Origin of the sequence: Nocardioides jishulii, assembly GCF_006007965.1 — a bacterium.
Taxonomy (GTDB): Bacteria; Actinomycetota; Actinomycetes; order Propionibacteriales; family Nocardioidaceae; genus Nocardioides; species Nocardioides jishulii.
Genome location: NZ_CP040748.1, coordinates 1,873,563 through 1,887,538 on the forward strand (window position 1 = coordinate 1,873,563; position 13,976 = coordinate 1,887,538).

A 13,976-nucleotide genomic window follows, 5' to 3' on the forward strand; every position below is an offset into this window, starting at 1 on the left:
TCGTGAGTCGTGCGCACGCACGTCTGCCGCTGGCCCCGCGTACGCAGAGCAGGCCGGCGCACGCAGAAGAGCCCCGGACACCGTCAGGTGTCCGGGGCTCTCGCGCTGGTGGCTCAGTGGTCGCGCAGGAGCGAGCCGTAGCCGTGCAGCTTGTCGTCGATGCCGTTGTCGCGCAGCGCCATCCACCAGGTGGCGGCGTTGATGGCGATCACCGGCTTGCCGAGCCAGCGCTCGGCCTCGTCGGCCAGCTCGGTCATGCACAGGTTCGTGCCGCACTGGACGATGGCGTCCACGTCGTCGTCGTTGACCTCGATGATCGCCTCGCGCAGCGTCTGCTCGCTGACCTGGGCGATCTCGACGGCACTGTTGACGCACAGGCCCTTGATCTTGCCGACCTCGAACCCGAGCTCGGTGAAGAACTTGCGCACGTTGGCGTCGCCGATGGGCGTGTAGGGCGTGATCACGCCGATCTTCTTCGCACCGTAGAGCTTGAGAGCGCGCTCGCAGGCCTCAGCCCCCGTCGCGACACCCAGGCCACCGGTGAGGTCCTGGATCTGCTTGACGAACTGGCGGTTGCCCTCGACGCCGTCCCAGAAGGTCTCGGCGCTCATGCCCATCACCATGTAGTCGGGCTGCATGGTCATCAGGCTCTCCACGCAGGCATCCATGTTGGCGCGGATCTGGACGAGGAGGTTCTCCATGCCCTCGTCGGTCGCGATGCGGCCGTCGGGGATGAAGATGCGGCCGTAGTGGGACGTGACGCCGGGCACGCGCATCATGTCGAACTCGGGCTGGACGATCGTGTTGGTGCTGGGGGCGATGACGCCGAACTTGCGGCGCCATCCCAGACGGTCGACTCCGCTCACGCGGGTGCTCCTGTCTTCTCTTCGTCCGCCACGACGGCGGACGCGGGGGTGGGGTAGTTCTCCTTCAGCCAGATGCATCCCAGGAGGAAGCAGAGCTGGATGATCGAGTTGGTGATCTGCGCGCTCCACTGCAGCGCCGCGATCTGCTTCTCCTGTGCGGCGATGGCGGGCAGGACGTTGGTACCGACCACGTAGACCACGAACAGCCAGCCCACGGACTTCTTGCCGGTCCGGAAAGCGGCCACGGCAGCGGTGACGCCGAAGAACGTGGCTCCCACCGCGGCGGCGATGATCATCGGGAAGACCTCTCCCATCCACATCGCGCCGATGGCCGCGGCCACGGGGAATACGGCGAACGGCCAGGCCATGACGAGACGGCCCCGCAGGACGCTCAGCATCACCCACGCCATGGCGGCGAAGCCGAAGGAGATGAACGGGAAGAGCAGGTTCTCCAACCACGGGTAGTCCCAGCAGCCAGTGGCCACGAGCAGCTTCCACGTGGCCTTCAGGAACCCACCCAGGCTGATCAGCGACGCGCCCAGGACCGCGACCCAGAAGGCCTGCGGAACCTGGCGCCGGACCATGCGGACCAGGAAGACGAACGCTGCGGCGACGAGGACGCAGGGGACGAAGTCCTCCAGGGCCAGGGCCACGCCGTACTCGGCGCAGACGTCGACGTTTCGCGCGGCCATCATCAGGCGTCCTGGAAGAGGTCGCGCTTGGTGAACCCAGCGGTCATGAACCGCTTGGCAGCCTTCGCGTTCGTGAGCCACTCCACGCGCGCACCGTTCTTCTGCGCGGCCAGGACCTTCTCGGCCAGTACGGGCGTCACCGTCTCCACCTTGTCCCCCAGGATGTTGAAGATCTTCTTGGCCTTGTCGAAGCCCTCCGGGTCGTCGGCGTAGTCGCCGACCAGCAGGTCGGTGACCACGATGCCCGGGGAGAGGAAGCCGAACTTGACGCTGCTCTCCTTGTGCTCCTTGACCAGTGCCTCGGTGAGGTAGCGCAGGGCCCGCTTGGAGGACCCGTAGATCCCGATGCCGGCCTGGACGCGACCGTCGGAGCCGAAGCCCTCCATGTTCCAGACGAACCCGCCGCCCTGGGCCTCCATGCCCTTCGCCGCCACCGCGCACCCGTTGTGGGTGCCCACGACGTTGACCTTGAAGACGTCCTCGACGACTTCCTGGGCCATGTCGACGATGTCGCGCTTGGGGGCAGAGATCCCGGCGTTGTTGACCCACACGTCGACGCGACCGAAGGTCGCCACGGCGTGGTCCCAGAGCGCCTGGACCGATGCCCGGTCGGTGACGTCGGTGGCCAGGCCCGTGGCCCGGTCGCCGGCGGACAGGGCAGCCAGGCCCTGGTCGACGCTCGACTGCGTGCGACCGCAGACGACGACGCGACAGCCGCGGGCCAGGAACTCGCGCGCCAGCCCGAGGCCGATGCCCCGGGTGCCGCCCGTGACCACGACGACGCGGCCGCTGGCCGTGCTCATCGCGCTTCCCACTGCAGCGAGCCGTGCACCCAGTGGGTGGTGGTCTCGCCGTGCATGAGCTGCCACACGATCGCGAGCTCACGCGTGGTCGGGTCGATCAGGAACTCACGGCCGCGGATCTTCTCCACGCCCTGCCCGTCGGCCCCCATGAGGTGCTGGGTGGTGAAGAGCGCACGCCCGTAGGAGGTGGCGTTGCCGAAGACCTCGGGGCCCTCGTACATGGTGCGGGCACCGTCGCGGTAGCGGTCGAAGGTGTACGAGCGCTCCAGGTCGCCGGTCCACGTGACGGTGTGACGCGCGGAGCGCAGCGACGTGGGCTCGTGCTCGATGGTCACCTGCACGGACCCCGTGGGCGACTTCTGGTCGGCGGAGTCGAGGAAGAGGGTGCCGGTCCAGGCGCCCTTCTCCTTGGTCGGCAGGACCTGGGGGCGTGATCCACGCTCCTGCTCCAGCGCACGCCACTCGTCCACGAGGGCCTGGGTCGCCGGGTTGGTCTCGCGGTCGGTGGTGCGCTTGTAGACGCCGTTGAAGACGGCACAGACGGCCCAGCCGTCGTGGAGCACCGAGGAGTAGACCTGGGTCTCGCCGTCGGCGAGCACCTGGTTCCACGTCCGCAGGTCGGCCTGCCAGCCGGGCGAGTAGTAGTTGGCCTCGACGAAGAAGCCGTACGGCTGCCCGGTGCCGTAGAAGTCAGGACCGGTGTAGACCCTGTTCTCATCGGAGTCGACGACCCCGAAGTCGAACTGGGCGCCGAGCTCGAAGCGGTTGCGCAGTGGACCCGCGCCCGAGAGCTTGGAGTCCATCCAGTAGCGGGCGCCCTCGGCCGTGACCTCGCTGGCACGAGCGATGAACTCGAACCCGACGTGGTTGCCCTGGGCGTCGAAGAGGGCCGGGATCCCGTGCCACTCCCCCTCGATGCGCTTCTGCCACTCCGAGGTCTCGACCTCGGAGGCAGCGGCGCCGTCGCTCACCGCCTGGCTCATGCCGGCAACTCGTTGCTGACCAGGTGGTTGCGCAGGCGCTCGGAGGTCTCCTCGCCGAGGAGGCGCGTCATCTGGGCCCAGACCTTGTCGACCTCGGGCGAGAAGAGCAGGGCGCGGTTCTTCGCGTCACGCGCGACCAGGTCGGTGTCGGCGAGGTCAGCGACGACCTCGGCCGGCACCTCGCTGTTGACCAGGCTCAGCCAGTGGTCCAGGTAGGCGTTGACGGGGCCGTCGAGCTGGGCGAAGGCCTCCTCGGTGGCGCGGTTGGCGACCATCCACGAGGACATGACCGTGAGCTGACGGGGCTCGAGGACTGCCTTGGAGAGGCCCTCGAGGGTCGAGAGCTGCTCGAACGCCTCGGTGATCGGGGTGTGGCTCCAGTCGTTGGTCACCATGTGGGTGCCCGCGTCGTGGCGCTGGATCAGGTCGAGGTGGAAGGCCATGTGTCCACCGGCAGCGACGGAGTCGAGGGTGTAGTGCGGCACCGGCGAGTCCTCCGGCATGAAGGCGAAGACCATGTGGGAGTCGAGGCCGATCTGGGGCACGGCGACGCCGACGTAGACGATCTTGGCGACCTTGTCACCGGTGAAGATGCGCACCGAGCCGACCGGGTCGGGGCCCATGACGGAGGTGAGGGTCTCGAACGGGCCGCCGTCGGCCCCCGTGATCTCGGTCGACCCGGTCTTGGCGACGATCTTGTCGAGGGTGGAGATGCAGAGGTTCTCGGGCAGGCTCACGAACGTTCCTTCGGTGTGTGGTGATGGGGTGAAGCAGGCCGGACACCCGGTGTCCGGCCTGGCGGAGCTCAGGGAGCAGAGGTCGCGGAGCGCGTGGCTCACGCGGGTGGTGCACCACGTGCCGCGGACGAAGACGTCCGCGGCACGTGGGGGTGGATCACTTGCTTGCTGCGGCAGCCTCGGCGTCGAGCTCCTCGCGCTCGGCCGTGGTCATGTCGGGGTGCGCGCGACCCTCCAGGATCTGGCGGCTGCGCACCTCCTTGAAGTTCCACGCGCTGGCGAGCTCGGGGACCAGCTTGCGCGCCGGCGACGGGATGACACGCGCCTCGACGCGGGCCGGGCCCTCGCCGACGATCGTGTTGCCCTCGACGCTCCAGCCCATGTCGATGAGCTCCTGGCGACGACGGCGGTACAGCGTCGCGTTGTAGTCGCTCTTGACGTGCAGCTCGGCCGACAGGTCGAACGGAAGGAGCTCCGGACGGACCGCGTCAACGATGGCCTGGTCCTCGTAGAGCACCTTGAAGACACGACGCTTGGCGTCACTGTCGGCCCAGGCGCCCTTGAAGAAGCCACGCAACGCGACGAACTTGACCAGCGTGGTCTCCTCGTCGATCGGCACGTTGACGTCGAAGATCTTCATCGGACCCATGGGGGTGTCGATCTCGAGCAGGATCATGTTCGGCAGCCACCAGGTGTTGGACACCTTGACCGGCGGACGGTTGGCCAGGTCCTGCTTGTTGGGGTTGATGAGACCCCACAGGCCCTTGGACTTCGGCGGGTGCAGCTCGACGGAGATCTTGCAGCTCCACTCGGTCTCCTCGACGGCGTAGTCGGGGACCTCGGGCTTCTCCCGGTTGCCGAAGACGCCACCGTGGACGAACGGGGTGTGGGCGACGTCGACGCCGTTCTCCAGGATGCGCTCGTAGTTGGACTTCCAGAGGAAGGAACCACGCACGGCACGGAAGTTGACGGTGTCCTCGATCAGCGACCAGTCGGGGATCGGCGGACGCTCCTCCTCGGGAAGGTCACCCATGAAGACCCAGACGAATCCGTACTTCTCGAGCGTCGGGTAGGAGTCGACGCGCGCCTTGCGCGGAATGCCCTTGTCAGGGTGGGCAGGGATCTTGCTGACAGCACCGTCGGGCTCGTACTCCCAGCCGTGGTACGGGCAGACGACGCAGTCGCCCTTGAGCTCACCGTCGGACAGCGCGGCACCACGGTGGACGCAGAGGTCCGACATGGCGACGACCGAGTTGTCACTGCCCTTGCGGTACAGCACCAACTGCTGACCGAGCAGCTTGACCTTCATGGGCTTGCCGGCAACGACGTCATCGGCAAACTCGACGGCGTACCAGAAGTTCTTGAACATGGCTGTCCTCCTAGCGTCGCCGCAGGTCGGCGAAGTGGGTGGGGGGGTTGCTGAAATGATGGTCCAGTTGAGCCTGTTGTGCAGGCACCTTCTGAAGGTGGGTCCCGAAGAATGCCTCCAGGAGCGTGGTGAACGCCTCCCGCAGGGCCTCCTGGTCGGCTTCCAGGGGAGCCTCGAGGAATCCGCGCGCAGAGGTGGGGTCCTCCGGCGAGACGGGAAGCAGGTGCCCGGCGCCGTCGAGGACGGCGAGGCTCGCCTCACTGCTGTGTGGCAGGCCTTCGGCCCACGTACGTACGACGGGGTCGTGCTCCTCGGCACCGGCTTCCGCGCCGTAGCGGATCGCGCTGGCGGCGACCACCCCGTCGGCGTTGCCCGCGGTGATCATCACCGGCACGCAGGCCGGCGAGGTGAGCAGGGTGCCGGCCTCGAAGCCCAGCATCTGCGAGGCCATGAGGTGGGACCCGAAGGTCGCGACGGCGGCGATCTCGGGGAACCACTGCGGGTCGGCCGACTGCAGTGCGACCGTGCCACCGGCGGAGTGTCCGAGCAGACCGACCCGGTCGAGGTCGAGCATGCCAGCGAGCGGCCCCTCGGCGTGCAGCGCGGCGAGCCGGTCCAGGATCGGGCGCAGCGCTGGCGTCGTGGGGGCGGTCCCGTAGCCCTGGGGGCTGGCCACGGCGACGTCCACTCCCGGCGTCAGTCCGTTCTGTCCGGGGAAGAGCTGGCCCACCCAGTCGTAGGAGACGACCACGTGGCCGGCCTCGACGAGTCGGGTCGCCAGCCACGTGTAGCCGGCAGAGGCCACGTTGACCCCGGGCACCACGACGATGACCGGGTAGGGCGCACCGTCGGTGTCAGGAGCGAGCGCACCGCTCATCCGCTCCACGTCGTTGCGCGCCGGCCAGGCCGGGTGACGCACCGTCAGGTGGACCGTGTCGAGGGGGGCAGGCGCGCCGTCCACGCGCACCGCATCGCGGTACGCGCGAACGACGACCTGGGTGCTCATGGTGCTCAGCGGTCCAGCGGTCGCGGGAGGACGCGGTCGCCACCCCAGAGGGCGCGCACGAGCTGCTCGGTGCGCTCCTCGCCGAAGTAGCGCACGGCGACGACGTTGGCCGGGTCGAGCTCGGCGATGTTGCGGCGGGTGCTGAGGTCGGCCTCGGCGAGCTCGGCCTGCTTCTCGGCAGGGACCTCGGTCGCCTCGGCGACCCACTGGAGCCAACGGTCCATGTGGTCGTTGGCCGTCTTGCGAGCCAGGTCGTAGAACTCCTGCGACGGCTCGGCCATGAACGACCACGCGGTGGGCGAGTAGGTCGCGCGCACGAAGGCGTCGCGCGAGACGAACTCGTCGATGCCGGGGGTGTTCTTGTGGATCTGCTGCCACTCGTCGTTGAACGGGGCGTAGTACTTGTTGAAGTACTCCACGTCGGTCGAGATGACCTTGCGCGGCACGGAGTCCATGAACATCCAGGCCTGCGGGAAGGCGCCGAGCGCCATGCCGAAGTGGGGGACGTCGATGTGCGGGCCGAGCCAGATGGTCAGGTGCACATTGACGAAGCCGAGCGACTTGTTCTGCATGTGCGAGTGGATCATCCAGTCCACGTTCTCGCCCGTGTAGGCGCGGATCTGACCCGTGGGGCCACCGTCAGCCTCCGAGGCGAAGGCCTCGAGCTCGTCGGTCGACGGGTCACGCTGCAGGTCACCCAGGGCGGCCATGGCCTTGGCCTTGAGCCCCTCGATGATGTCCAGCCACTCCGCGAAGGTCGCGGAGACGTCGGTGACGGGGGCATCGTCCAGGAAGTCCTGGACGAACTTCATGTTCTCACTCATGTGACGTCCTCTGCGGGGGTCAAGGGATCGTGTGTCCCGAACTATATATGATAGCGGTCACGTTGGCAGCGGTTGCTGGCAACAAACTCAGCGCCGTGTCGTTCGGCTCGAATCAGGTCCCGGGATAGGCCGCGGCGCCCGATCCGGCACCGCCCTCCCGGAAGGCGCCGGGCGCGTGGATCACGCACGGCTGGACGTACTCCATCAGGCCTTCGTCGCCGTACTCGCGACCCCACCCGGACCGCTTCACGCCACCGAACGGCGCCAGCAGCGACATCCCGGTGCGGTTGTGGGTGTTGACGAAGGTGAAGCCGGCCTCGAGCCGGGCTGCCACCGCGAAGGCGCGCTCCTCGTCGGCCGACCAGACGGAGGCGCCGAGGCCCAGGTCGCCGGCGTTGGCCCGGACCACCACCTCGTCGACCTCGTCGAAGGCCTGGATCGGGAGCACCGGACCGAACTGCTCCTGGGCCACGACCACGTCGGAGTCGTCGGCGCCCAGCACGAGCACCGGGCGGACGAAGTGGCCGCGGTCCAGGTCGGTGCCCTCGGCGACGCCGCCGATCTCGATGACCTGGTTGCCAGCCTCGCGACAGCTCTGGACGAGCGCCTCGAGCCGCTCGCGGGAGGCTCGGTTGACCACCGGTCCCACGGTCGCGTCGGGAGCCAGCGGGTCGCCGACCAGCAGCACGCGCTCGGCAGCTGCGCGCATCTGGGCGACCACCTCGTCGAGGCGGGAGGAGTGCACGTAGAGACGCTTGATCGCCATGCAGACCTGTCCGCTGGTCGCGAAGGCGGCCATCACCAGGCGCTCGGCGTCGGCGTCCGTCAGGGCGACGTCGTCCAGCAGGATCGCGGCGTCGTTGCCTCCGAGCTCCAGGACGCTTGGCGTCAGCGACCGCCCCGCGAGGGAGGCGATCGCCCGACCTGCCGTGTCGCCACCGGTGAAGGCGACGCGCGAGATGCCGGGGTGCTCGACCAGGGCGGTGACGGTCTCCACGTCGCCCTGCACCACGTCGACCACGCCGGCAGGGAGGACCTCGGCGGCCAGCTCGAGGAAACGCTGGATCCCGAAGGGCGCGAGCGGCGAGGGCTTGACGACGATGGTGTTGCCGGAGACGAGGGCGGGCGCCACCTTGAGCACCGCCAGGATGATCGGGGCGTTCCACGGGGTGATCGCGCCGACCACGCCGAAGGGACGGTGGCGCACGACCAGGCGACCGCGCTCGTCGTCGTGGCCCTGCTCGCGCAGGAGCTCGGGCGCCCGGTTGGCGTAGTGGCGGAGCACGGCGACCGCGAAGGCGCTCTCGCCGCGCGAGTCACCGAGGACCTTTCCGGTCTCACGGGCGACCAGGCCGGCGATCTCGTCGAGGTGCTTCTCCACGTGGTCGGCTGCCTGCCGCACGAGGGCGACCCGCTCCTCCAGGGGACGGGCAGCCCACTCCACCTGGGCCAGGGCGGCGCGGCGAACCGTGCGGTCCACGGCGGCGGGGGTGGCGAACTCGACCGTCCCGACGGACTCGTCGACCCGGGCCGGGTTCTCCCTCGTGTGCGAGGTCGGTGCGGTGGTCATGGGACTCCCTTCGGGGCCGTGGCGCTGTGCGCGTCACGGCGTGGGGCGCGGAACGGCCGGCGGAGGCACCCGGGGGTCCCACCACTGGCGGAGGAAGGTGGCGGCTGGCGCGACCGAGGTCGCGCCAGCCGCGTCGTCAGCGCAGGTGGAGGGCGAAGCCGCCCTCGACGCCCACGACCTGGGCGCCGGTGTAGATGCGGATGGTCTCCACCGTGCCCTCCTCGCCCATGCCGGAGAGACCCCAGGCCGGGCGCGGGGTGTCGAGGTGCAGGCTCATGATCGTGGAGCCGTTGACCTTGACCTCACCGGCGCGCACCTGACGCGCCACGTCGAGCGCCGACGCGGCGTCAGTGCCGATGACGTAGCCCTCGAGGCCGAACGGGGTGCCGTTGGCCAGGGCGACGGCCGCAGAGGTGTCCGCGTCGTCGTAGGTGTGGACCGTGGCGACGGGCCCGAACAGCTCGTGCTGCGCGGCCTCGCTCGGCACCCCGGTGATCAGGGTAGGAGCGAGGAAGTTGCCCTGCTGCGGGAGCGGCGTCGAGGCGTGGGGCGTGCCACCGGCAGCCACGCGCTCCTCGATGCCGGCCTTGAGCTGGGCCAGGTGGCCCGGGTGGACCATCGGGCCGAACTCCGTCGCCGGGTCGAGCGGGTCGCCGACCTTGAGCTCGGAGAGCCGCTCGGAGATGCGCTCGAGCACGGCATCGGACTTGCCCTCGGGCAGGACCAGCCGACCGAGCGCGCGGCACCACTGGCCGTTGAGCGTGGTGAGCAGGTCCGTCGCGCTGCGAGCAGCGGTGTCGACGTCAGCGTCGGGCAGGATCACCAGCGGGTTGTTGCCGCCCAGCTCGAGCTGCAGCTTGGTGAAGTTGGCCGCGCAGGCGGCAGCGATCGCGCGGCCTGCCTGCAGGCCACCGGTGAAGGAGACCGATCGGGTACGCAGGTCGTTGACCAACGCTCCCCCGACCTTGGCGCCGCCCTGGAGCAGCTGGAAGGTCCCGGCAGGAGCACCCTGCTCGGTGAGGACGCGGTCGATGACCCGGGCCAGCGCCGTGGTGCCCCAGGGGGCGTACTCGCTCGGCTTGAGGATGGCGGGCGCACCGGCGGCCAACGAGCTGGCGACCTTGTGCGCCGCCATCGGAGCCGGCGCGTTCCACGGGACGAGGTTGACCGAGGGGCCGAGCGGGAAGTGGTGGACCTCCACGGTCTGACCGGCCTGGCTCGTCTCCTCGGAGTAGAGGGCCCCGCTGCGGATCGCCTGCGCCGCCAGGTGGAACGCACCCGGGACGATGACGCCGACGATGGAGGTCTGAGCGACCGGCACGCCGGTCGCCTTGGACTCCAGGGCCGCCAGGTAGGGGACCTGCTCCCCCAGGGCCACGCCGATCGCGTCGAGGATCTCGGCCCGACGCTCGATGCCGAGGCCGTTCCAGGAGTTGTCGGCGTGGACGCGCTGGGCAGCTGCCAGCGCGGCCTCCACCGACGCGTCGTCCGACGCCGGGGCGGCGCCGAGCGCCTCCCCGGTGTAGGGGTCCGAGAGGGTGATCTGGAGCGACTCGGCCGGCGTGGACCAGAGACCGTCGACCAGCTGCTCGACAGCCGGGACCTCCAGTGCGTCGCGGGTCAGGTCGCTCACTTGTCCCCGTCCTTCTTGAAGGAGTCGGTGGTCGTCAGACCAGCCCAGCCTTCGTTGTCGACGATCATCTTGGCCAGGTCCAGCTTGCCGCGCTCGGCGGGGAACGCCTGGACGAGGCCCATCGTGGTGTCACGCACGGCGCGACCGATCTCGTTGCCCATGAGGGCACCGGACGTGCCGCACATCTTGAGCGCGGTGAGCGCGACCTCGTGGGCGTGCTCGCAGATGGCGCCCTTGGCGAGCTTCCACGACTGCACGACCTCGTTCTTCGGCAGGATCGGCGGCTCGGAAGCCTCGAGCTCGGTCTGGCGGCGCAGCCAGAGGTGCGCCTCGGCCAGGTGGCGCTCGCCGTCGCCGATCATGACCTGGTGCATCGGCGAGGACGCGATCGGCTTGCCGGTGTCGGCGAACTTCGCGCCCATGACACGGCCCATGGCGAAGTCCCAGACGCCCTGCGCGATGCCGGCGTAGATCGACGCGATCGCGATCTGGTTGCCGACCCAGGAGCCGCGGGACATCGTGGTGGCCTTGGAGAAGCCGCCGGGCACGGCGAGCGAGAGCTCGTCGGGGACGAAGGCGTTCTCCATGATGAGGCCGTTGTTGTCGGAGGCGCGCATGCCCAGGCCGATCCACGGCGAGCGGGGACGAGCACCCTCGGTGTCACGGGGCACGAGGAAGAGCGTCAGGGCGTCCAGGCCCTCGACGTCCTCACGGCGGGCGGTGACGAGGTAGTAGTCGGCCGAGCCGGAGAGGCAGCCGAAGGACTTCTCACCGTTCAGCAGCCAGCCGCCCTCGGTGCGCGTGGCGGTGGTGCGGATCAGCACGTTGGCGTTGGAGGCCTTGACGGCCTCGGACGCGAAGTTGCCGATCGCCTTCTTCTCGGTGCCCATGAGGGTGAGCACCTTCTCGGCGAAGGCGCGCACGACCGGGGCCTCGTCGTCGCTGTACAGACCGGCGTCGAGGGCCGCCAGGGGCAGCATGCCGCGCGAGGAGGACGAGCAGTGGAAGAAGAAGGCCAGGGCCGTGGAGCCGCAGACGGTGCCGAGGGCGTACGTCGTCGCGACGAGGTCGCGCAGACCGCCGCCGAGGCCGCCGAACTCCTCCGGCACGACCAGGCCGAGCAGGCCTGCGTCGCCGAGGAGCTTGATGTGACCCTCGGGCAGCGCGGACTCGGCGTCCGCCTGCTCGGCTGCGGCGGCGATCGCCGGGAGGACGGACTCCACGCGGCGCTGGCGCTCGCGCTCAGCCTCCGTCAGGTCCGAGAAGACGATCTCTGCGGTGAGACGTTCAGTCATCCTGCTGCTCCTACGGTGTTCCGGGCGGCAAGAGCCGCTCGGGCGGTGGTCTGGATGGTGGAGAGTCGCTCCGCGAGGGAGCTGAGCGCTTCGGGGTCGACCGGGCTCGCGACGTCGAGGGTGCCGAGGAGCCGGATCAGGTCCTCGACCGAGACGGAGTGCTGGAGCCCTCCGAGGGCGGTGTCGAAGTCACGGACACCGCTCTTGAGGGCGGTCAGGCCCTTCACCAGGGCGAGGCGGTCGGCCCCGTCCAGGCGGATGCGCAACGACGCGGGCCGCGCGAGCGGGACGACCTCCTGGAGGAGGTCGCGGACGGCGAGTGCGGTGGCGGCGCCGTCGGTGTCGGGCAGGCAGATCTCCCTGACACCCGCGGCGCAGAGACGCTCGACGGCCTCGAGCACCGCTTCGTGGCGCTCGGGGGCGAACGGGTCGGTCAGCGCGACGGCCGCCTTGTCGGCGATGCCGTCGACGCAGGCGAGGACCTTGGTCACGCTCGCCGGGTCGAGGCAGTCAGCCACGAGCTCGACCGCCCCGACGCCCTGCTCGAGAGCCTTCTGGGCCTGCAGGCGGTCACCCACCAGCACGGTCGTGAGGGAGCGGTCCGCGGGCCACGGCACGGACGCCAGCACGGCGTCGGCGTCGTCGCCGTGCTGCAGCTCCGCGACGCGCAGGCGTACACCTGCGTCCGTCACCATGCGCACCGCGTCGGGCAGCTCGGCCTCGAGCCCGCTGTCACGCATGACCTGCACGAGGCCCGTGTCGGCGACACCGGCCACGTCGGGCAGCACGTCGGCGAACTGGCCCCAGCCACGCGAGTGGAAGAGCAACGGGGCGGAGCGTCGCGCGTTGTTGGCCGCGACCACCTCCCCGACGAAGATCGTGTGGTCGCCACCCTCGTACTCGTGCACGACCCGGCAGTCGACCCACCCCAGGGCGGAGTCGAGCAGCGAGACACCCGTCTCGGCAATGGTCCACTCCTCGCCCTCGAAGCGGTCCTCGAGCCCGGGGACCATGCCCGCGAACCGGCGGGCGACCTCCTGCTGGTCCTTGGCGAGGACGTTGACGCCGAAGACGCCGGAGTCCGAGATGAGCTTGTGCGTGTAGAGCGACTTCAGCAGGCAGACCGACACCAGGGGCGGGGTCAGGCTCACGCTGGAGAACGAACTCGCGGTCATGCCCTTACGGACGCCGTCGGCGTCGAGGGTGGTCACGATCGTGACCCCGCTGGGCCACTGCGCCATCACGTCCCGGAACGTCGCGGGATCAACCATGGGCACCTCCTTGTCCGAGAAAGAATATACGATATCTACCCTCTCAGGAACATGCATTCCCGACAAAATGCCCACGGAGCCTTTGCCCCTATATGATTTCAGGATCCGCGATTCCTTGGAGAGGCTTCCCCCATGACTGCACGTACGGATTCCCGAGTGCGCTCCATCAGTCACCGCTCCTTGGTGGACCGCGTGACGGAGGAGCTGCACCGCGCCATTCTGAACGGCGACATCCCCCCGGGGTCGACCATCTCCATCGTCGAGCTCTGCAAGGAGTTCGACGTCAGCCACATCCCCGTGCGTGAGGCGCTGCGCCGCCTCGAGAGCGAGGGCGCGGTCAGCCTGCGCCCGGGCCGCTCCGCCGTGGTCACGAGCCTGAGCGCCGACGACCTCACCAACATCTACAGCCTTCGCAAGCTGATCGAGGGCGAGCTCGTCGTGAAGGCGACGCCGAAGCTCGACGCCGCCGCGCTCGAGCGCGCGGAGGCCGCGATGAACGAGTACGCCACGATCGAGCGCGAGGCCTCCCGCCTCGCTGCTGCGCACCACGCGTTCCACGCCGCGTTCCTGGACGACGTCCTCGGCCCGGCGGACCGCCGGGTCCTCGAGCTGCTGTGGACCTCCTCGGACCGCTACCTCCACCTGTTGCTGAGCGACCTCGACAAGGGGCCGGAGAAGACCCAGGCCCGCATCGACGAGCACCAGCAGCTCCTCGACCTCGCTCGCGCCGGCCAGACCGAGCAGCTGCGCGAGGCGTGGATCGCCCACCTCGACAACTCCGAGAAGGCACTCCTGAAGGCGCTGGCCAGCCGGAAGTGACCCGAGGGCCCGCGCGAGCGTGGCCCGACACGCGATCCCGACGCACGACGAAGGGCCGGCACCCGCAGGTGCCGGCCCTTCGTCGTACCGTCCGGGAGTCTCACCTCG

The 13,976-nt window shown here is 69.5% G+C and carries 13 protein-coding genes; 1 reads left to right on the forward strand and 12 read right to left on the reverse strand.

The window, feature by feature from the left end:
• Nucleotides 1–113 precede the first annotated feature (113 nt).
• The 12 genes from FCL41_RS08835 to FCL41_RS08890 form a co-directional block, all read right to left on the reverse strand.
• Nucleotides 114–866 carry a maleate cis-trans isomerase family protein gene (locus FCL41_RS08835; RefSeq protein WP_137065690.1) on the reverse strand — a complete coding sequence of 251 codons (753 nt, stop codon included), beginning with the start codon at nucleotides 864–866 and terminating at the stop codon, nucleotides 114–116.
• Nucleotides 863–1,561, reverse strand: a complete 699-nt coding sequence (locus tag FCL41_RS08840; RefSeq protein WP_137065691.1) for a hypothetical protein — start codon at nucleotides 1,559–1,561, stop codon at nucleotides 863–865. The genes FCL41_RS08835 and FCL41_RS08840 overlap by 4 nt, the downstream gene beginning before the upstream one ends.
• Complete coding sequence (locus FCL41_RS08845; protein WP_137065692.1) at nucleotides 1,561–2,361, reverse strand: SDR family oxidoreductase; 801 nt, start codon at nucleotides 2,359–2,361, stop codon at nucleotides 1,561–1,563. The genes FCL41_RS08840 and FCL41_RS08845 overlap by 1 nt, the downstream gene beginning before the upstream one ends.
• Nucleotides 2,358–3,344, reverse strand: coding sequence for a hypothetical protein (locus FCL41_RS08850; protein WP_137065693.1), 987 nt, complete (start codon nucleotides 3,342–3,344; stop codon nucleotides 2,358–2,360). The genes FCL41_RS08845 and FCL41_RS08850 overlap by 4 nt, the downstream gene beginning before the upstream one ends.
• The gene (locus tag FCL41_RS08855; protein ID WP_137065694.1) at nucleotides 3,341–4,081 is read right to left on the reverse strand and encodes a hypothetical protein; all 741 of its coding nucleotides are present in this window, start codon (nucleotides 4,079–4,081) and stop codon (nucleotides 3,341–3,343) included. Before FCL41_RS08855 ends, FCL41_RS08850 begins: the two co-directional genes overlap by 4 nt.
• A 157-nt stretch (nucleotides 4,082–4,238) precedes the next feature.
• A complete protein-coding gene (locus FCL41_RS08860; protein WP_137065695.1) occupies nucleotides 4,239–5,450 on the reverse strand; it encodes an aromatic ring-hydroxylating dioxygenase subunit alpha in 1,212 nt (403 codons plus the stop codon).
• A 10-nt stretch (nucleotides 5,451–5,460) separates the two neighbouring features.
• Nucleotides 5,461–6,456 (reverse strand): alpha/beta hydrolase, encoded by a 996-nt coding sequence (locus FCL41_RS08865; RefSeq protein ID WP_137065696.1) that lies wholly within the window; start codon nucleotides 6,454–6,456, stop codon nucleotides 5,461–5,463.
• A gap of 5 nt (nucleotides 6,457–6,461) precedes the next feature.
• Nucleotides 6,462–7,280 (reverse strand): oxidoreductase, encoded by an 819-nt coding sequence (locus FCL41_RS08870; protein ID WP_137065697.1) that lies wholly within the window; start codon nucleotides 7,278–7,280, stop codon nucleotides 6,462–6,464.
• A gap of 112 nt (nucleotides 7,281–7,392) precedes the next feature.
• A complete protein-coding gene (locus FCL41_RS08875; RefSeq protein ID WP_137065698.1) occupies nucleotides 7,393–8,850 on the reverse strand; it encodes an aldehyde dehydrogenase family protein in 1,458 nt (485 codons plus the stop codon).
• Nucleotides 8,851–8,986: 136 nt separating this feature from the next.
• Entirely contained in the window at nucleotides 8,987–10,483 is a 1,497-nt protein-coding gene (locus FCL41_RS08880) for an aldehyde dehydrogenase family protein (RefSeq protein ID WP_212723109.1), read from the reverse strand.
• Nucleotides 10,480–11,778, reverse strand: a complete 1,299-nt coding sequence (locus FCL41_RS08885; RefSeq protein WP_137065699.1) for an acyl-CoA dehydrogenase family protein — start codon at nucleotides 11,776–11,778, stop codon at nucleotides 10,480–10,482. Before FCL41_RS08885 ends, FCL41_RS08880 begins: the two co-directional genes overlap by 4 nt.
• The gene (locus tag FCL41_RS08890; RefSeq protein WP_170970235.1) at nucleotides 11,775–13,049 is read right to left on the reverse strand and encodes a flavin reductase; all 1,275 of its coding nucleotides are present in this window, start codon (nucleotides 13,047–13,049) and stop codon (nucleotides 11,775–11,777) included. The genes FCL41_RS08885 and FCL41_RS08890 overlap by 4 nt, the downstream gene beginning before the upstream one ends.
• A gap of 132 nt (nucleotides 13,050–13,181) precedes the next feature.
• Here FCL41_RS08890 and FCL41_RS08895 point away from each other — a divergent pair, with 132 nt between their 5' ends.
• A complete protein-coding gene (locus FCL41_RS08895) occupies nucleotides 13,182–13,868 on the forward strand; it encodes a GntR family transcriptional regulator (protein ID WP_137065701.1) in 687 nt (228 codons plus the stop codon).
• Nucleotides 13,869–13,976: the final 108 nt, after the last annotated feature.

Excerpts from the sequence above, each read along its gene's own strand:
- FCL41_RS08860 (WP_137065695.1), bottom strand. The coding sequence starts at position 5,450 with ATGTTCAAGAACTTCTGGTACGCCGTCGAGTTTGCCGATGACGTCGTT.
- FCL41_RS08865 (WP_137065696.1), bottom strand. The coding sequence starts at position 6,456 with ATGAGCACCCAGGTCGTCGTTCGCGCGTACCGCGATGCGGTGCGCGTG.
- FCL41_RS08840 (WP_137065691.1), bottom strand. The coding sequence starts at position 1,561 with ATGATGGCCGCGCGAAACGTCGACGTCTGCGCCGAGTACGGCGTGGCC.
- FCL41_RS08870 (WP_137065697.1), bottom strand. The coding sequence starts at position 7,280 with ATGAGTGAGAACATGAAGTTCGTCCAGGACTTCCTGGACGATGCCCCC.
- FCL41_RS08890 (WP_170970235.1), bottom strand. The coding sequence starts at position 13,049 with ATGGTTGATCCCGCGACGTTCCGGGACGTGATGGCGCAGTGGCCCAGC.
- FCL41_RS08895 (WP_137065701.1), top strand. The coding sequence starts at position 13,182 with ATGACTGCACGTACGGATTCCCGAGTGCGCTCCATCAGTCACCGCTCC.
- FCL41_RS08885 (WP_137065699.1), bottom strand. The coding sequence starts at position 11,778 with ATGACTGAACGTCTCACCGCAGAGATCGTCTTCTCGGACCTGACGGAG.
- FCL41_RS08850 (WP_137065693.1), bottom strand. The coding sequence starts at position 3,344 with ATGAGCCAGGCGGTGAGCGACGGCGCCGCTGCCTCCGAGGTCGAGACC.
- FCL41_RS08845 (WP_137065692.1), bottom strand. The coding sequence starts at position 2,361 with ATGAGCACGGCCAGCGGCCGCGTCGTCGTGGTCACGGGCGGCACCCGG.
- FCL41_RS08875 (WP_137065698.1), bottom strand. The coding sequence starts at position 8,850 with ATGACCACCGCACCGACCTCGCACACGAGGGAGAACCCGGCCCGGGTC.